Genomic DNA, 17,465 nt, shown 5'->3' with positions numbered 1-17,465 from the left:
GATCCCTCCCAACGATGGGCCGGGCGGCAGGGAGTGCCGCTCTCCGGCGGCGGGCCGTCGCGGGGGCGCCTCACGCGACGGTCACACCATCAAGACGGAGCAGCGACATCGTTTGTTGTGCGCCTCCGGTGACGCACTGCGGGCACGCGCCGTCTCACCGGCACCACACCTGACGCACCCGCGGCGTTGGGGGCCGCGTTGCGGGCTACTCCCCGGGGTAGACCACCCCGAGCTGGCGGCGCACCTCGTCGAGGACCTCCATGACCTCGAGGGTGGCCGCGCGGGGCATGACCGGGGACTCGGTCGCCCCGTCGGCGACCCGGCGAGCCACCTCGGCCACCTGGAACTGCCAGCCCAGGGGCGCATCGGCGCTCCAGACGCGCTCCGCGCGTCCGCCCCTGGTGAGGGTGAGCGACGTGGGCCGGTAGTACTCGGCGGCGATGTCGATGCGGCCCTCGGTGCCCGTGATCGACGCGGTGCGGGCGGTGTCCGCCTCGAAGGTCGCGAGCGCCACCCCCTGCGCGCCACTCGCCGGGTAGTCCATGAGCACCGTCTCGCCCATGTCCACCCCGGTGGGCGCGAGCGTGCCGACCGCGCGCACCGCGTCGGGCGCGCCCAGGATGTCGTGCACGAAGTTGACCGGATACACCCCGAGGTCGAGCAGCGCGCCGCCCGCGAGCTCGGGGTTGAAGTTGCGGTGCTGCGGGTCGTACGCGGGGCTGCCTCCGAAGTCCGCCGCGACGTGCACCACCCGCCCGACGGCCCCGTCCGCCACGAGCCTTCGCGCTTCGACCATGTGCGGCAGGAAGCGCGTCCACACGGCCTCCATGACGAACACGTCCGGGGCCGCGTCGAGCACCTCGCGCGCCTCGGCGGCGTTGCGGGTGAACGCCTTCTCGACCAGCACGGGCTTGCCCGCGCCGATGGCGAGCAGCGCGTGGTCGCGGTGGAGCGCGTGGGGCGTGGCGACGTACACGGCGTCCACGTTGGGGTCCGCGACGAGACGCTCGTAGGCGTCCTCTCCGGAGTGCACGGTGGGGACGTCGAACCTCTGCGCGTAGGCCGCCCCGCGGCCGGCGTCGCGGCTCCCGATCGCCTGCACCGTCGAGCGCGTGTGGCCCAGCACCGAGCGCGCGAAGATGTCCGCGATCCAGCCCGCGCCGATGACTCCCCACTGCAGCGGCGGGGCATCGAGGGGGGACGATGCGGTGGCTGGCATGGGTTCCTCCATGGGGCTTCGGCTCGGGTCAGGAGACCGCGACGGCCTCGGCGATCTCGAGCTGGTGGCCCTGGAAGTGGGCGCCTGCACGACGCAGGACGGCCCACGACGCCGCCGCGCTCACAGCGACGGCGAGGATGGCATTGACGAGCAGCGGGGTGGGCAGCAGCGAGAGCAGGCCCGCGACAGCGATCACCGCACCAAGGACCACTCCGAGAGCGACGAGGATCGCGACGAGCGCCCGACCGCGCCCGGGCGCCTTGTGCTCCGAGTCGAAGGGGCTCACCACCGAGACGTAGGCGCCGACAGCGCTCGCCCACACGACCGCGGCCACGCCGAACAGGACCGACTCGAACGCGACGCCCCAGAACCCGCCGAGGGCCGCCTCGACGACCATGAACACCACGGTCGCCAGCGACACCACCGTCGCCGTCACGGCGAACTTCCCCGCGAGCACGCTGCGCAGCGGGGCGCCAGCAACGACGAGGAACTGCGCGCCGCGCCCGTCGTAGTTGAGCATGCCCGTCGCCATCGAGATGGTCGCGAAGCCTCCGTAGAGGCCCGCGGCGACCGCGAGCCCCGAGGGCATGCCCGAGGTGTGCCCAAGGAACGCGGCAACGATCAGCGAGATCAGCACCTGCTGCGAGGCCCGCGGGTTGCGGAAGAACAGGTAGTGGGCGTACTGGGCCGCGGAGGCGAGCGCCGCGCTCGGTGCGAACGCGCGCATGATCCCGCCGGTCAGGGCGAGCGAGCCGGCTTGGCGCCCGGCCTTGGCTCGCCGCACCGACGCATGGCCGCCGCCGCGTTCGCGGCGGCTCAGCGCCCAGTACCAGCCCCCCAACGCGACGGCTACCCAGGCGAGGACGAAGGCGAGGCCCCCGACGGCATCGGCCCAGTCCTGGGCGCGCATGTCGAGGTTGATCTGCCCGGCGGCGCCCGGCGGCGTCCACTCGAGCACCGTCGCGAGCGTGGACGACGAGAACACCGCGAGCGCATCGGCGTTCGAGGCCAGGTATCGGATGGCGAGGTAGCCGCCGATGCTGATCAGGCCGGTCGCTACGAGTGCCGCGTCCCTTCCGCGCCGCGTCGAGGAGGCGCGCGACAACAGCGCCTGCACCGCACGCGAGCACGCCACGCACAGCACCACGAACAGCGCCGAGACCACCGGGACGGCGACGCGCACGGCCAGCGGCTCGTCAGGCGCGAGCGCGCCACCCGACGCGGTCAGGAACGTGAAGAGCGCCGTCGGCGCGACGAGGCCTCCCAGGAGCAGCCCGCCGACCTTCTGCCCCGTGGTGATGGGGAACATCTCCAGCCGTGCGGGGTCGACCGTCTGGTCCTGGAGCGCCGGCACCGTGATCGGCAGCAGCACCCAGCCGAGGAACAGGCCGACGAAGACCATCAGGACCAGGGCGGTGCCGTCGTCGAGCCCGGTCAGGAAGGCGACGAGCGCGCCGCCGCCGAGACCCGCCACCCCGGCGAGGACCCACACGGCCCAGAAGAGGGCGCCCTGCGCATCGGCGCTCCTGCCGCGGCCGCTGCGCTGGATCGCGAGCCGCAGCCTCAGGAGGACTGCAGCCACGACAGCTCTCCCTCGTCGAGGTCCCGGCCGCCCACGAGGTCGACGAACGCCTGCTGCAGCGAGGCAGCGTCACCGCGAACCTCGGCGACCGTGCCCTCCGCGCGCACCCGGCCCGCCTCGATCACCACCAGGCGGTCGCACAGTCGCTCGACCACGTCCATCACGTGGCTCGAGAACACCACGGTCCCGCCGCCCGCGCGATAGCGCTGCAGCATCTCCTCCATCACCTGGGTGTTGACGGGGTCGAGAGAGCCGAAGGGCTCGTCGAGGATCAGCACGCGGGGGCTGTGAAGCAGCGCGACGGCCAGGCCGATGCGCTTGGTCATGCCCAGCGAGTAGTCGGCGATCATGCGGTTCTCGGCCTCGGTGAGGCCCAGGATCCGCAGCAGCTCCTCTGCGCGAGTGGCGACGTCCGCGGGATCCATGCCCCGCAGCAGCCCCGCGTACTCGAGCATCTCGCGGCCGGACAGGCGCTCGAACAGCGCCGGGTTGTCCGCGACGAACCCCAGGCGGCGCTTGGCCTCGAGCGGGTCGGGCCAGACTGCGACGCCGTCGACCTCCACGGTGCCGGCGTCGGGCACGAGCACGCCGATGATCTGACGGATCGCCGTGGTCTTGCCCGCGCCGTTGGGTCCCGCGATCCCGTAGAACGAGCCGCGCGGGATCTCAAGGTCGAGCCCGTCCGAGACCGTCGTGGTGCCGAACGCCTTGCGCAGGCCCTCGACGCGGATCGCAGGCGTCGTGGTCATCGTCAGCGGCGAACGGGACGGAACCGGCCGGACAGGACACCAGCGATGTAGGCGATCAGCACGAGGAGCGTGGGCTGGACGCCGAGTCCGAATACCTCGACCGTCGTGTCCTCGCCGAACATGCCGATGATGATGGCGACCACGATGAGCGAGCCGATGAGGCCGATCCAGCCCTTCGATCCTCCGCCGCCGGGCCCGCGCGGCGCCGGCTCCTTCATCTGGTTGAGCTCGCCGTTGTCGGTCATCAGTGCCACCCTCCGTGTCCGCAGCGCGCGTCGCTGCACTCAGGTCAACCTATCAACGGGGGTGCGCCGCCTGCGCCGCGTCGCGCGGGAGTCGCGCGGGCGTCGTGCGGCTGGCGCGCCCCTCGCGGGCGACGGCCGCGGAGTACCGTGGAGAGCAGGGAGGACCTCGCGAGGAGGCGACGATGACGGAGCAGCAGGCGACCACGACACGACCCTCGCTCGAGCCCGTCCCCCTCGCCGCGGGCGCCCTCGGCTGGGCCGCGATGGGTGCCGCCGCGTACTGGGTGGTCGTGGCCGTCGCGTTCCACTGGATCCGCGACGACCTCGCGCCGTGCTGCGCGTACGTCTCGAACTACGCCAGGGGCGACTCGGAGTGGCTCATGCAGTCCGCGTTCGTGGTGCTGGGGTTCGGGTGGATGGCCATCGGCATCGCCTTCGCCCGCACGCTCAAGGGCGTGCGCGGACAGCACTGGCTCACCGCGTTCGCCGTGACCGCAGGAGTCGGGCTGCTGGTCGCGGGGCTGTGGCGCACCGACGACCTCGACGCGGCGGAGTCGAGCACCGAGGGCATGGTCCACACCGTCGGCAGCCTCATCGCCTTCGCCGGTCCCATCGCGTTCGGCCTCACGGCCGCGGTGGTGCTGCGACGCACGGTGCGGTGGCGGTCGCTCGCGACGCCCAACCTCTGGCTCGCCGTCGCAACTCTCGCGCTGCTGATCACGTACACGACCTGGGCGACGACCATCGGCGACGGCTTCGGGTGGTGGCAGCGGCTGCTCGTCGTGCTGGTGATGCCCGGCTGGCTCGCGTGGCTCGGATGGCAGCTCGCGCGGGTGCCGCAGTCGCGCACGGGCGTCTGGGGCCCGCCGACTCACTGACGCTCGCCTGGCGCGGCGCACCCGACCATCACCTCCGACACTCCCGAACATCTGCGCTCCGACACCCCGCATCAGTGGCCTCGCCGCGGGCCCCGTTCCCGCGTGTCGGAGCTCAGATGTTCGGAACTGTCGGGAGGGATGGGACACCGCGGGGGCGCCGGAGGGCCGATGCGCTTGCCGGGCCTCGCTCGGCCGCGTCAGTCCTCGTGGAGTTCGGGGATGGACGGGACGCCCGCGACCACCGTGATGGACGTCAGATCGACCTCCTCCAGGCCGTCGGCTCCCGGGCGGATGAGCGTCGCCGCATAGCGACCGGTGCCGATGGGGTCGCCGTTGCCGCAATCCCAGATCTGGTTGAGCTCGACGAACAGAGCCGGAGGATCGTACGGAAGGTCGTCCCGCTCCGACCACGCGACGCTGAACACCCAGCTCCCGGCGCCCGAGCTGAGCACCAGCCGAGCCTCGTCAGGATCCGTGCGTGCCAGCTCTCCCGACATGCTCGGCATCACCGGGATGGGATAGCCGCCCACCAGCGCGTCGTCTCCGTAGCCGTACAAGCGCCCCGTCTCGAGCCAGCTGGGGATGACGACGTCGTACAGAGTGTCCCGCGAGGAGTCCGGCAACGTGATGCCACTGAGGATCGCGTCGCACTCGAGCCCGGCGCCCCACCCCCGCGCCGCGTAGGCCTGGCTCAGGTACCCGTCGTCGCCGAGAGCGGGCAGGCTCGCGACATAGGCGGGGTCATCCGCCACACTCGAGGACTCGGGGATCGGCTCATGGAAGGCCTCGAGCTCCTGTGACGCCGGAGCCTCGTCGACGTTCGAGGGCTCGCTCGGGTCGACCACGATGGTCGCGAGCAGGCCGGACTCGCCGGGCTCGGCCTCGCCCCAGAACTGCGCGACGAGCAGCGAGTCGAGGGGATCGGACCGGGGCGCATCGGCCGCCACGTCGGCGACGCCGCACTCGTCCTCGCGGGGTACCGCGACGGCACCGCCGACGCTAAATCCGACCACGCCGTGCCCGCGCAGCTCACCGCCCGAGACGGCGATGACGGTGCCGTCCTCGACGACCATCGACTTGACGACCACCGAGGTCACGTCGCCCCCGGCGAACGTGCTCCACACCTGCTCGTCGGCGAAGTCACCGAGCGCCTCGGGCCCGCCGTCCTCCTCGGCGAGCGCGCCGAGCGTCGTGAGCTCGGTGTGCACGTACACCCCAGGGTCGGCCGCAGGGTCGTGCAGCACCACGCCGCGGGTGAGCGTCACCTCGTCGCCGCACACCACCTCGTCCTCGCCTCGAAGCATCACCTCGGGTTCGAGCACCAAGGCCATCGCTCCGGGAACCGCCTGGTAGAGGTAGGGACCGGCGTGCACCGTCTCGGCCACGCCAGCAGGCTCGGAGGATCGCGCCCCAGGCAGCACGGCCCAGACGCCGACCGCCACCAAGGCGACGGCCGCGACCGAGCCCACACCGCCCGCCGTGCGCAGACGACGGCCACGTCGGACCCTGGCCCCGAGCGCATCGGCCGTCTCCACCGAGGCGAGTCGCTCGCTCGACCCGGCGGTCGCATCGGCGCCCAGGCGCCCCAGCTCGTCGTGCAGGTTCATGGCCGGACCTCCGTCTCCACCACGGCCACGCGCTCGGTCTCGAACGCGTCGTGACCCACCTCGACCGCGAGCCGGTCGAGGGCGTCGGAGAGGTAGCGCTTGACCGTGCCGGTCGCGAGCCCCATGGCCGCCGCCGTGTCCGCGACCGTGAGGTCGTCGAAGTAGCGCAGCACCACCGCCGTGCGCTCGCGCGGCGCGAGGGCGTCGAGCGCACGCGCGATCGCGTCGGACGTCGCGACGGCCTCGGCGTGGTCGGGCGCCTCGTCCCGCGTGACCTGGGCGGGCGCGGCGTTGCGCCACAGCCGCTCGCGGCGCAGCCGGTCGATGTGCAGCGTCCGCATCGCGGCCCGCACGTAGCCCTCCGCCGCGGCGGCGTTGGGGATGCGGCGACGCTTGACGAAGACCTTGACCAGGGCGTCCTGGACCAGGTCCTCGCCCGCGTGCTGCGAGCCCGTGAGCAGGTAGCCGTACGCGGCGAGCCGGCCCGACGCCCTCTCGAGCGTCGCGGTCAGCAGGTCATCAGCGGCCACCGTCACCCCTTCCTCTCGCCACATGAACGGGCGACGCGCGGAAACGGTTGGGTCGGCTGAACCCGCGCGCCCGTCCGACAGTTCCGAACATTCTCGCGACGCCACGCCGTCGCGCCGGGCCGATGCGCGTGCTGGGCCCGGCGTGTCGGCTCAGGGATGTTCGGAAGTGTCGGGAGAGCGGCGGCTCGGGGGCAACGCGGAGGCGCCGGCCGAGGGCCGATGCGCGCGCTACTTCTTCTTGGGCGCGGGCTTCTTCTTGGCGGGCGCCTTGCGCGCGGCGGGCTTGCGCTTCTTGACCGGGCCCTTGGCGCGCTTCTCCGCGAGGAGCTCGACGGCGCGCTCGGGCGTCATTCCCTCGACCGTCTCGTCGCGCGGGATGGTGACGTTGGTCTCGCCGTCGGTGATGTAGGCGCCGAATCGGCCGTCCTTGATCACGACGGGCTTCTCGCTCACCGGATCCGTGCCGAGCTCCTTGAGCGGCGGCGCCGCCTGGCGGCCACGCCCGCGCTTGGGCTGCGCGTAGATGGCCAGCGCCTCGTCGAGCGTGATGGTGAGCAGCTGCGCCTCGGACTCAATGGTGCGCGAGTCCGTGCCCTTCTTGAGGTACGGGCCGTAGCGGCCGTTCTGCGCAGTGATCTCGGCGTCGTCGCTCGGGTCCACGCCCACGACGCGCGGCAGGCTCATGAGCTTGAGGGCGTCCTCGAGGGACACCGTCTCGAGCTGCATGTCCTTGAACAGCGACGCCGTCTTGGGCTTGCCCTTCGCGTCCTCGGGAAGCACCTCGGTGACGTACGGGCCGTAGCGGCCGCCCTTGGCGACGATGGGGTTGCCGGTCTCCGGGTGCGTGCCGAGCTCGCGCTCGTCGCCGCCCTGGTTCGCGAACAGCTCCTCGGCCTTGGCGACGGTGAGCTCGTCGGGCGCCAGGTCCTCGGGGATGGAGGCGCGCTGCTGCTCGCCGTCCTGGTCGCGCTCGATGTAGGGGCCGTAGCGGCCGTTGCGCGCCGCGATGCCGGCGCCGATCTCGAAGGTGTTGACCGCGCGGGCGTCGATCTCGCCCAGGTTGTCGAGCAGCTCGCGCAGGCCCTCGGTGGGCGCGCTCGGGCCGCCGAAGTAGAACTCCTGCAGCCAGTCCTTCATGGACCGCTCGCCCGACGCGATGCGGTCGAGTCCCGCCTCCATCTCCGCCGTGAACCCGTAGTCCACGAGCGTGGGGAAGTACTCCTCGAGCAGACCGACGATCGAGAACGCGAGCCAGGTGGGCACCAGCTGCTTCTTGTCGATGCGCACGTAGTCGCGGGCGATGATGACGTCCACGGTCGACGCGTACGTCGAGGGGCGTCCGAGCTTGCGGTCCTCGAGCTCCTTGATCATCGCGCCCTGGGTGTAGCGCGGCGGTGGGTTGGTCGCGTGGGTCAGCGGCTCGAGCTTCGAGGCGTCGACGGCGTCGCCCGAGGCGACCTGCGGCAGGCGCTCGTCGCCCTCGCCGGGCTGCTTGCCGGACTCGTCCTCGTAGCGCGCCGCCTCCTTGGACTCGATGTAGAGGGCGCGGAAGCCGGGCGCGGTGAGGATGGTGCCGGACTTCGAGAACTCGACCCGGTGCCCGGCCGAGGACTGCGCCCCGACCGTGATGGTGGAGGTGGTGCCGACCGCATCGGCCATCTGGGAGGCCAGGGTGCGCTTCCAGATCATCTCGTACATGCGGAACTCGTCGCCGCGCAGCTGGGTGCGCAGCTGGTCCGGGGTGCGGAACTTGTCGCCCGCAGGACGGATCGCCTCGTGCGCCTCCTGGGCGTTCGAGTCGGAGGAGGCGTAGATGCGCGGCGAGCTGGGCACCGCGTCGGGGCCGAACAGGTCGATCGCCTGGGCCCGGGCGGCGCGGATCGCCTCACCCGACAGCGACGGCGAGTCCGAACGCATGTAGGTGATGTAACCCTGCTGGTACAGCGCCTGGGCGATGCCCATCGCCTGCTTCGCGCCGAGGCCGAGCTTGCGGCTCGCCTCCTGGATGAGCGACGACGTGATGAAGGGCGCGGCCGGGCGCTTCTTGTACGGCTTGGAGGCGACGTCGACCACGGAGAAGTCCGAGTGCGCGAGGCCAGCGACCAGCGCGGCGGCCTCGCCGGCGGTCACGTGGTGCGCCTTGTCCGAGGTGAGCACGCCGCGGTCGTCGAAGTCCTTGCCCGACGCGACGCGCTTGCCGTCGACCTTGGTGAGGCGGCCCACGAAGGCGACGCCCGCATCGGCCCCAGCGGTGGCCGTGAAGGTCGCGGTGAGGTCCCAGTACTCGGCCGAGCGGAACGCCATGCGCTCCCGCTCGCGGTCCACCACGAGGCGCAGCGCGACGGACTGGACGCGGCCCGCGGACGAGCCCTGGCCCACCTTGCGGCGCATGACGTCGGACATGTCCCAGCCGTACAGGCGGTCGAGGATGCGGCGGGTCTCCTGCGCCTCGACCAGCTCCATGTCGATCTGGCGCGGCGCGGCGAGGGCACGCTCGATGCCCTCGCGGGTGATCTCGTGAAACGCCAGGCGCTTCACGGGAACCTTGGGCTTGAGCTCCTCGAGCAGGTGCCACGCGATGGCCTCGCCCTCGCGGTCCTCATCAGTCGCGAGGTAGAGCTCGTCGGCGCCCTTGAGCGCCCGCTTGAGCTCCGCGACCGTCTTCCGCTTGTCCGGCGACACCATGTAATAGGGCTCGAAGTCGTTGTCGACGTCGACCGCGTACTTGCCGAACGGCCCCTTCTTCTGGTCAGCCGGAAGGTCGCGGGGGTTGGGCAGGTCGCGGATGTGGCCGACGGAGGACACCACCTCGTAGTCGTCGCCAAGGTAGCCACCGATGGTCTTCGACTTGGTGGGCGACTCGACGATGACGAGCTTGCGGGGCATGCGGTCCTACTTTCGTGGCTGAGTCCCGGCGGCTCGAGGGGGTCGGGACGCTCACAGAATACATATGGAGCGAGCGGTGTCGAACGGGACGTCGGGCCGCCCTTCGGGCGAATCGTTCGCAGCGCCGATGCGCGGGCCGGGTCCCGCGGCGCGCTTGGCTCGGTCGGGAGTTCCCTCCCGGACCCCATGCACGCTGGCAGGCACTGAGTGCCGTGTTCTCGCGGATTCCGGCACTCAGTGCCTGCTGGGGCGCGTGCAGCGGCGTAGGACGATGTTCATCTGGCTCTGAGACGATGGACGGGTGAACAGCGCAGCAGTGGAGAAGGCGATGCGCGACGTCGCCGAGGAGATCATCCGCCCCCGATTCCGGTCGCTCGCCGACGGCGACATCACCGCGAAGTCCGGCCCCAACGACCTGGTGACGGTCGCCGACGTCGAGGCCGAGCGCGCCCTGACGCCCCTCCTCGCCGGCATCGAGGACATCCCGGTCGTGGGCGAGGAGGCGACCGAGCTCGACCCGTCGCTGCCCGAGGTGCTCGGCACCGCTCCGGCCGGCTGGACGGTCGACCCGGTGGATGGCACCTGGAACTTCGCGCACGGCTCCGTCGAGTACGCGGTGATGATCGCGCGGGTCGAGGGCGGCGAGGCCGACGCGGGCTGGATCCTCCACCCCGAGACCGGCGACCTGCTGCGCGGCGGACGTTCGCTCGCGCCCGAGGTGGTCGCGGGCGACGGCACCGTCACGGCGCTCGAGAGCGTCGCGGACGCCGCTGAGCGGCCGTTGTCGCAGCTGCGCGGCATGGCGACCCTCACCTTCGCCCCGGGACCGATCGCCGAGGGACTCGCCGGATTCACCGAGGACGTGGCCGAGGTCACCCCACCCCGGATGTGCGCCGGCTGGGACTACTGGGACGTGGTCCGCGGCGACCTCGACTTCCTCATGTACTTCCGCGCCAAGCCCTGGGACCACGCGCCCGGAGCGGCGATCCTACGCGCGGCCGGCTTCGTGGTGCGGCATCTCGACGGCGCTGAGTATCGGCCCGGCGACCCCGGCCGTCCCTTCCTCGCCGCCCGCGCCTCCGAGTGGGAGGCGCTCGCCGCGGCGATCAACGCCCGCGCCGGCGACCAGGTGTAGCGAGCTCCGGGCCTCGCGAGCGCGGCGCCAGCTGCCGGCTCCGCGGAGCTCCCAGCAGTCGCGCGCCGTGAGCGCCGACGCGCAGCGCATGCGCGTGCGACACGCACGCCGGCCACGCGGCCGCGAGCGACGCAGGCCGCACGCACGCCGCAGCACGTGCGCGCGGCCCTGTCGCGGCCCGGACGTGCCGCTGGCTCCGGCGAGGTGCCCACCTCGCCGGAGCCGCGCGACCGCCACCTGATCGCGCCGAGGGCTACGGCCGCAGCCGCCGCCCCACGATCAGCGTCGTGCCCACGGCGATCAGCGCGAGCGCCGCGCCGATGGCCAGGCCCGTCTCGGGCGCTCCCGTGTCCGAGAGCTCGCCGTCCGCACCGCCGGTCTCGGCCGCGACCGGGGTGGCGACGGGCTGGGCGTCCCCGTCGGTGTCGCCCTCAGGCGCGCCACCGTCCTCGTCGCCCGGCACCTCGCCCGGAGTCTCGCCGGGCACCTCACCAGGCACCTCTCCGCCCGGAGGCGCAGGCGGCGCGGGCGCGGCGGTGACGGTGAGCGGCTGCCAACCCAGCAGCTCGCCGAACACCGAGTAGACCGCGAGCTTGTGCTCGCCCGGCTCCGTGTCGGCCGGGACCAGCACGGTGATCAAGGAGTTGCCGGGATCCGAGACGAAGCCGGTGATGGCGAGCTCGACAGGCTCCGAGAACAGCACCACGTCGATGAACTCGTTCGGGTCGAAGTCCTCGGCGGGCGGCTCAGGCTCGTCTTCGGGCAGCTCGAGCTCCGGCACCTGCTCGAGGGTCGTCGGCACGCTCGCGGCCGGCGTGCCGCCCGGGTTGGGCTCGAGCGTGCCGCCGGGGTTCGGCTCCTGGGTGCCGCCCGGGTTCGGCTCGGGCGTCCCACCGGGGTTGGGCTCCTCGACGACGGTGAGGGTCAGCTCCTCGCCCGCCTGCACCGTGCCGGGGATGGTGAAGCCGCCCTGGGCCTCGTCCACGAGGTCGTCCTCGCTGGGCGTGTAGTCGCCCGGCTGGATCTGCGCGAACTGCGCGACGTAGTGGGTGTCCGCGATGACCGGCTCCTCCACCGAGGGCGAGTATCCGACGAACTCCACGCTGCTCGAGGGCGCGACCGGCTCCGGCACGTCGGTCAGGATGGTGCCTTCGCGGACGTCGGACAGCTGAACCTCGAGCGACAGCCCGCTGCCGCTCGGATCGATCGTCACGTCGAAGAGGCAGCGCGGCCGCACCTGGGTGCCACCGAAGCCGAGGAAGCGCTCCTCGGAGAGGACGTTCGGCTGCGGCACCGGGCCGCACGACTTGCCGAAAGCGCCGTCGCGGAAGAACACCTTGGGCTGGTTCGCACCCACGAACATCGTGTTGACGATGGTCGCCGACGTCGATCGCGACCGGAACTCGGCCTCCTCGAGCGAGGGCGAGTTGAAGAAGGTGTGCTTGACCAGGGCCGTCGGGTCGCCTTCGATCAGCAGCGACCGCAGCTGCGGCATGTTGCCGAACGCCGTGTCGGCGGCACGCGTGATCGACGCGGGAACCACCAGCTCGGTCACCTTGCCGGCGCCCGAGAACGCGAGGCCCTCGACCGTCTCCACCGACCCGAGGTCGATGGTCGCGAGGGACGCCGTGTTCTCGAAGGCACGCGCGCCCACGAACTGCACCGACGGCGGCAGCACGACCGCCTGGAGGGCGTCCGCGTCGACGAACGCACGTCCGAGGATCCGCTGGACGCCGGAGCCGAAGTCCACGCTGACCAGGGCGTCGGCATTCGAGAACGCGCCCTGGCCCACGAAGAGCAGCGAGTCCGGCAGCACCAGCGACGTGAACACGTCGGCGTCGGTCATCCGCTGGGTGCTCGACCCCGCGCCGAGTCGCTCGACCGGCGCCCCGTCGATCTCCTCGGGCACCACGACGTCCGTGCAGCCCACGATGTCGGCGATGTCGATCGAGCCCTCTTGCTCGATGTAGGAGTAGGTGCAGCCGTCCGCGCCGACGAACGTCGGCAGGCCGGGGGCCTCCTCGAGCCCCTCGACGAGGGGCACGGGACCAGCGAAGGCCTGCAGCGCCGATGCGGTCGCCGGCTCCTCGTCGGAGCTCGCCTCATCGCCGCTCGGCTCGTCGGTGCTCGGCTCACCCTCGGGGGCGGACGCGTCGGCGGGCTCGTCGGCATCGGCCGGCTCGGCACCGCCTGCGGGGGCAGCGGCCTCGGTGGCCGCGTCCTCACCCGGCTGGTCGTCGCCGACCGGCTCGGCGGGTGCGGTCTCGGTGGACTCGTGCTCGGCGGAATCATCCTCAGAAGGGACGACCGCGGGCTCCTCGTCGTCCTGGGCGGTCTCGACGTCGACGGTGTCGGGAGCGGCCTCGAGCGCGCTCACGATGTCCGCGCTCACGATGTCGCTGGGCAGGGCGGTGGGCGGAGCATCGGGCTCCTGGGCGCGGGCGGCGGCTCCGGCGGTGCCGCCCACGACGGGCGCGGCCACCAGCAGGCCGGCGACGAGCGTCGCGGCCGCGGCGGAGCGCAGCGTGGAAGAGGTGGTGGGCACGGTGATCTCCTCAAGATCGATGGCGTGACCCCGGATGGCTCGGGGCTACCGCGACCGTAGGAGGGACGATGCCGCCGGACAATGGCTCGGCGGCAGTGCGCAGGAGTCCCCTGGGACTTCCCTCAGATCTCCTCAGGAGTGGGCGGGATCCGCCAGGAAGTCGTCGATGTGCGCGAGGAACTCTGGCCACGCGGGCTCGCCCTCGCCGATGAGGTGGCTCGCGCTGTCGAGCAGCACCAGCCGCGAGCGTGGGATGAGCGACGCGAGCTCGCGCGCCTGGTCCACCGGCACGCGCACGTCGTCTCGCGAGTGCAGGATCAGGGTCGGGCACCGCACGTCCGCGGCCTCGTCCTCGACGTCGATGCTCGCGAACGCCTCCAGGAAGCGCACCGCGTTCTCGCCCGACGTGGTGCGCTTCTGGAACGCGGTGAACTCGTCCCAGTCGTGCTGGGTGCCGTGCGGCAGGAACTGCGAGGCGAAGACCCTCATGAAGCTGGGGTCCTCGCGGCTCCAGCCCACGCGGGCGAGGTCGATGTCGAGGGCCGCCTCGGCGCGCTCGGCGTCGTCCCGGGCGCGCTGCATGCGACCCAGCACATATCCGCCGGCCAGGATCAGCGCGGACACCCGCTCCGGGTGGCGCGCCGCGTAGGCGATCGCGACCGCCGCTCCCTGCGAGACGCCGAGCAGCGGGAACCGCTCGAGACCCGCGGCCTCGACCACCGTCTCAAGGTCGGTCACCCAGTCCTCGAAGGTGAAGCCGGGGACGTTCCAGTCGGACATGCCGCAGCCGCGCTCGTCGTAGCGCACGAGGGTGCGGCCGCGCGCGAGGCCGTGGAGCCAATGGGACCACACGGGGCTGTCCCACTCGAGGTCGAGATGGGTGATCCAGTTCGCGGCCTTCATCAGCACCGGGCCCTCGCCAACGGTCGCGTAGGCGATACGCGCTCCGTCGGCGGCTGAGCAGTACTGGATCGACTGGAGCTCCGCGCTCGGCCGCACGGGCGAGCCCGGCGTGGGCGCGACCGCCGCCCACGTGACCGTGGGCGGCGAGCCGGCGACCGCATCGGCGCTGCTGGTGCTCGCCGGCCCCACAGGGGTGACGGCGTCGTCCGCGGGCGGCGTCTCGGGGACGGGCGGGCCGACCACCTCGACGGGAGCGATGACCTGGTAGCCGCGGCCGTGGACGGTGCGGATGACGCGTTGGTCCGCGCCGGTGTCGCCGACGGCGCGGCGCACGGTCCGCAGCGCGGTGGTGAGGGCGGCGTCGCTGACGTACTCGGTCTGCCACACGGCCTGCAGGATCTCCTGCTTCGTCACGACGCGGTCGTGGTGGGTGACCAGCAGGCGCAGCAGGTCGAAGGCGCGCGGCTCGACGCGGACCGGCTCTCCGGCGCGAGTGAGCTGGAAGCGGGCAGGGTCGAGTTCGAACTCGCCGAACCGGTAGACCCCCTGCGCCACGGCTCCGAGCGTAGCGACGGCGAGCGCGGTGCGTAAGGGCGGATTCGAGCCGCGGCCCCGGACGCACGGAAGGAGGGCCCCCTTGCGGGGACCCTCCTTCGTGAGAGAGGCGTTACGCCTTGACCGGCTCGTCGATCGACTCGATCGCGGGAGCCTCCTTGAGGGCGGCCTTCTTCTTGTCGCCCGAGACGGCCCAGATGAGGCCGCCGCCGGCGATGATGAGGGTCACGCCCAGGCCGGCCGCGATGGCGGCGACGCCCAGACCCATGACCAGCACGTTCGCGGTGACCGAGCCGACGCCCAGCTCGCCGATGAGGGCGTGAGCGGTCGCGGTCCAAGCCTCGGCGCGAGCCGGGCCCTCGAGCGGGTGCATGCGGTCGAAGTCGGCCCAGTACTTGCCGTCGGTGGCGACCTCGTAGGTGCCAGCGGCGAAGGTCTCACCGTTGTACTCGACGTCCTCGTCCAGCGTCACCGTGGTGGTGCCGTGGAGGGTGTGGTAGGCCACGAGACCCATCTGGTACATGTACTCGGAACCGGTGTTCACGAGCGGGTCGTTGGGGTCGAGCTCGGAGGACTTGAGGCTGTAGCCCCAGTCGTTCTCGACCAGGTCGATGATGCCCTCGGCACCGGCGACCTCGCCGCGGTCGATCAGCTGGCCGTCCTCGTTGTAGGTCAGCGTGACGTTCTGCGCCTCGGAGAACTTCTCGAGCGAGTGCTGCCCGGCGGCCACCTGGAGGTAGGCGAACGCGCCCACGCCGATGAAGCCGAGGCCGATGACTGCCAGGACGATGCCCAGCGCCTTGAGTCTTGCGGTCATGATTGTTTCCTTTCCCATCCGGGGTTGGTTACCGGTTGCCCCAAGCCTTGCGACAACGCTTTCCGTTGACCCGGGACCATGGGCCCGCAGAGTCTTCTTAACGCCGTCTACCAGGGACTTTGATGACAGAAAGAAATGTAACGATGAGGTAAAGATCGGCGGCGGGGGCGCATTCGGGACCAACGTCCCGGGGCATTTCGGACGCGTCCGCAGCGCCGATGCGCGCGCCGGGGCGCGCTCGACCTGTCGGGTTCCCGCCGGGCTCAGCGGGTCAGGAAGCCGTCGCGCACCAGGTCGCGCACCGCGGGGACGAGCCCGCCCACCATCTGCCCGGCGGGCACGTCCAGCAGCGCCGCGAGTGCGTGCGCGATCTGGCCCACGGTGAGCTCGCCGTCGCATGCGCCGACGAGGCCCGCGAGCGCCGTGTCGGCCTTGATCGACCTCCCGAAGCCGCCGCCCTGGCGCAGCAGGATATGCTCCGGCTCCGCGAGAAGGGGGCGGCCATAGGTCTCCTTGGTGACGTCGGGGGCGACGGTGACCGCGGTGTCGAGCAGCTCCGCGTCGGAGGTGGCGGCGAGCCAGTCGTGGGCCTCGAGCGCGGCCGCGAGGGTCGGGCCGAGCGGTGCCGCGAGAGCGCCCTCGTGCTCCTCGAGGCGGCGCAGCGTGGGCGCGCCGGCGGCCGGGCGGCGCAGGGTGAGGATGCCGAAGCCCACCGCGTCGGCACCCACCGCGTCGAAGGCCGCGACGTACGCCTCGTACGCCGCGCGGAAGCGCGACGGGTCGCGATCGGGCGTGATGCCCGCGTCGCGCAGCCAGGTCTCGGCGTACTCGGCCGGGTCGAGGACGTCGCGCTGGACGATCCATGCGTCGAGCGGCACGGCGGCGGCGTCGAGCGCCTCTTCGAGCCGCGCCGTCCAGTCGCCGTGGATCTCCCAGTTGCCCAGGAACTGCGCGACGCCCCCTGGGGCGAGCACCGTGCCCACGTCGCGCAGCAGCGTGCGCACCACGCCGTCGCGCTCGAGGCCGCCGTCGCGGTACTCGAAGGCCGGGGCCCCCGGCGGCGTGATGACGAACGGCGGGTTGGAGACGACCAGGTCGAACTGCTCCCCCGCGACGGGCTCGAGCATCGACCCCTCGCGCAGGTCCCAGGGGGTGGGGGCTGGCGTGCCGGCCTCAGCCGCGGCGCGGTTGAGCAGCTCGTTGAACCGTGCGTAGCCGAGGGCGCGCGCCGAGACGTCCGTCGCGACCACCGCGTCGCCATGGAGCGAGGCGTGGAGCGCCTGGATGCCGCAGCCCGTGCCGAGGTCGAGCGCTCGGCCGCGCGGCGCGCGCATGGTCACCGACGCCAGCGTGGTCGAGGCGCCGCCCACGCCCAGGACGTGGTCCTCGGCGACGGCGTTGCCGGTGACGGCCTCGCCCGGGTCGGAGGCGATTCACCAGTCGACCTGCCCTGTCTCGACCGCGGCCGCGTATGGCCGCAGGTCGACGGTGGCGCGCACCGCGTCGTACCCTCCCTGTCCCTGGGTGACGACGAGGCCGGCCCGCTCGAGGCCCTCCGAGCCGATGCGCGCGAAGGCCGCGTCGACCTCGGCCCTGGCGACCTGGTCGCCGAGCATGAGCAGCCGGGTCACGACGGCGCGGCGGTCGCCGTTGGCCCGGGCGGCGACGAGAGCCGGCAGCACCTGTTCGCGGCCGAGCGCGCGGGTGGCCCGGTCGCCGAGGAGCTCGCCCACCGCGTCGACGGACCATCCCTCGAGGTCGGCGCGCAGAGCGGCCGCGGAGCTGGCGTCGAGAGCGGGGACGGTCATGCTCGG

The 17,465-nt window shown here is 72.3% G+C and carries 14 protein-coding genes; 2 read left to right on the top strand and 12 right to left on the bottom strand.

Annotation, left to right across the window (positions count from 1 at the left end):
• Window positions 1-205: 205 nt before the first annotated feature.
• From B7K25_RS05665 to B7K25_RS05650, 4 genes are read right to left on the bottom strand one after another with little or no spacing between them, the layout of a single operon-like run.
• A complete protein-coding gene (locus tag B7K25_RS05665) occupies window positions 206-1,219 on the bottom strand; it encodes a Gfo/Idh/MocA family protein (RefSeq protein ID WP_144018866.1) in 1,014 nt (337 codons plus the stop codon).
• Between the two features lie 28 nt (window positions 1,220-1,247).
• The gene (locus B7K25_RS05660) at window positions 1,248-2,801 is read right to left on the bottom strand and encodes a hypothetical protein (protein ID WP_084104739.1); all 1,554 of its coding nucleotides are present in this window, start codon (window positions 2,799-2,801) and stop codon (window positions 1,248-1,250) included.
• Window positions 2,783-3,550, bottom strand: a complete 768-nt coding sequence (locus B7K25_RS05655; RefSeq protein WP_084104738.1) for an ABC transporter ATP-binding protein — start codon at window positions 3,548-3,550, stop codon at window positions 2,783-2,785. Before B7K25_RS05655 ends, B7K25_RS05660 begins: the two co-directional genes overlap by 19 nt.
• 2 nt (window positions 3,551-3,552) lie before the next feature.
• Window positions 3,553-3,795 carry a hypothetical protein gene (locus B7K25_RS05650; RefSeq protein ID WP_084104737.1) on the bottom strand — a complete coding sequence of 81 codons (243 nt, stop codon included), beginning with the start codon at window positions 3,793-3,795 and terminating at the stop codon, window positions 3,553-3,555.
• 182 nt (window positions 3,796-3,977) lie between these two features.
• Between B7K25_RS05650 and B7K25_RS05645 the strand changes: the two genes are divergently transcribed.
• Window positions 3,978-4,673: a DUF998 domain-containing protein gene (locus B7K25_RS05645; RefSeq protein ID WP_084104736.1), complete on the top strand. Its 696-nt coding sequence runs from the start codon at window positions 3,978-3,980 to the stop codon at window positions 4,671-4,673.
• 197 nt (window positions 4,674-4,870) lie between these two features.
• Here the strand turns inward: B7K25_RS05645 and B7K25_RS05640 are convergent, their stop codons facing one another.
• From B7K25_RS05640 to topA, 3 genes are all read right to left on the bottom strand, one after another.
• Window positions 4,871-6,280 (bottom strand): hypothetical protein, encoded by a 1,410-nt coding sequence (locus tag B7K25_RS05640; protein ID WP_084104735.1) that lies wholly within the window; start codon window positions 6,278-6,280, stop codon window positions 4,871-4,873.
• Window positions 6,277-6,810, bottom strand: coding sequence for a sigma-70 family RNA polymerase sigma factor (locus B7K25_RS05635; RefSeq protein WP_159450127.1), 534 nt, complete (start codon window positions 6,808-6,810; stop codon window positions 6,277-6,279). The genes B7K25_RS05640 and B7K25_RS05635 overlap by 4 nt, the downstream gene beginning before the upstream one ends.
• A 228-nt stretch (window positions 6,811-7,038) precedes the next feature.
• On the bottom strand, window positions 7,039-9,696 hold the full coding sequence (topA, locus tag B7K25_RS05630) for a type I DNA topoisomerase (protein ID WP_084104733.1): 2,658 nt from the start codon (window positions 9,694-9,696) through the stop codon (window positions 7,039-7,041).
• A 301-nt stretch (window positions 9,697-9,997) separates the two neighbouring features.
• Here topA and B7K25_RS05625 point away from each other — a divergent pair, with 301 nt between their 5' ends.
• Complete coding sequence (locus B7K25_RS05625; RefSeq protein ID WP_144018865.1) at window positions 9,998-10,831, top strand: inositol monophosphatase family protein; 834 nt, start codon at window positions 9,998-10,000, stop codon at window positions 10,829-10,831.
• 253 nt (window positions 10,832-11,084) lie between these two features.
• On the opposite strand, the gene B7K25_RS05620 is transcribed toward B7K25_RS05625, so the two are convergent.
• The 5 genes from B7K25_RS05620 to B7K25_RS14015 form a co-directional block, all read right to left on the bottom strand.
• Window positions 11,085-13,376 (bottom strand): leucine-rich repeat domain-containing protein, encoded by a 2,292-nt coding sequence (locus B7K25_RS05620; protein WP_084104731.1) that lies wholly within the window; start codon window positions 13,374-13,376, stop codon window positions 11,085-11,087.
• 132 nt (window positions 13,377-13,508) lie between these two features.
• Window positions 13,509-14,834 carry an alpha/beta fold hydrolase gene (locus B7K25_RS05615; protein WP_084104730.1) on the bottom strand — a complete coding sequence of 442 codons (1,326 nt, stop codon included), beginning with the start codon at window positions 14,832-14,834 and terminating at the stop codon, window positions 13,509-13,511.
• A gap of 112 nt (window positions 14,835-14,946) precedes the next feature.
• Entirely contained in the window at window positions 14,947-15,651 is a 705-nt protein-coding gene (locus tag B7K25_RS05610) for a hypothetical protein (RefSeq protein ID WP_084104729.1), read from the bottom strand.
• A gap of 263 nt (window positions 15,652-15,914) precedes the next feature.
• Window positions 15,915-17,021 (bottom strand): methyltransferase, encoded by a 1,107-nt coding sequence (locus B7K25_RS05605; protein WP_371328287.1) that lies wholly within the window; start codon window positions 17,019-17,021, stop codon window positions 15,915-15,917.
• A 63-nt stretch (window positions 17,022-17,084) separates the two neighbouring features.
• Complete coding sequence (locus B7K25_RS14015) at window positions 17,085-17,459, bottom strand: hypothetical protein (protein WP_371328286.1); 375 nt, start codon at window positions 17,457-17,459, stop codon at window positions 17,085-17,087.
• Window positions 17,460-17,465: the final 6 nt, after the last annotated feature.

It is taken from the genome of Demequina sp. NBRC 110056, assembly GCF_002090155.1.
Classification (GTDB): Bacteria; Actinomycetota; Actinomycetes; order Actinomycetales; family Demequinaceae; genus Demequina.
Note: the sequence above shows the minus strand (reverse complement) of the source record. Positions and strands in the feature narration are given on the sequence as shown.

Coding starts and splice junctions, on each gene's coding strand:
- topA (WP_084104733.1), bottom strand. CDS start 9,696: ATGCCCCGCAAGCTCGTCATCGTCGAGTCGCCCACCAAGTCGAAGACC.
- B7K25_RS05655 (WP_084104738.1), bottom strand. CDS start 3,550: ATGACCACGACGCCTGCGATCCGCGTCGAGGGCCTGCGCAAGGCGTTC.
- B7K25_RS05645 (WP_084104736.1), top strand. CDS start 3,978: ATGACGGAGCAGCAGGCGACCACGACACGACCCTCGCTCGAGCCCGTC.
- B7K25_RS14015 (WP_371328286.1), bottom strand. CDS start 17,459: ATGACCGTCCCCGCTCTCGACGCCAGCTCCGCGGCCGCTCTGCGCGCC.
- B7K25_RS05640 (WP_084104735.1), bottom strand. CDS start 6,280: ATGAACCTGCACGACGAGCTGGGGCGCCTGGGCGCCGATGCGACCGCC.
- B7K25_RS05610 (WP_084104729.1), bottom strand. CDS start 15,651: ATGACCGCAAGACTCAAGGCGCTGGGCATCGTCCTGGCAGTCATCGGC.
- B7K25_RS05665 (WP_144018866.1), bottom strand. CDS start 1,219: ATGCCAGCCACCGCATCGTCCCCCCTCGATGCCCCGCCGCTGCAGTGG.
- B7K25_RS05650 (WP_084104737.1), bottom strand. CDS start 3,795: ATGACCGACAACGGCGAGCTCAACCAGATGAAGGAGCCGGCGCCGCGC.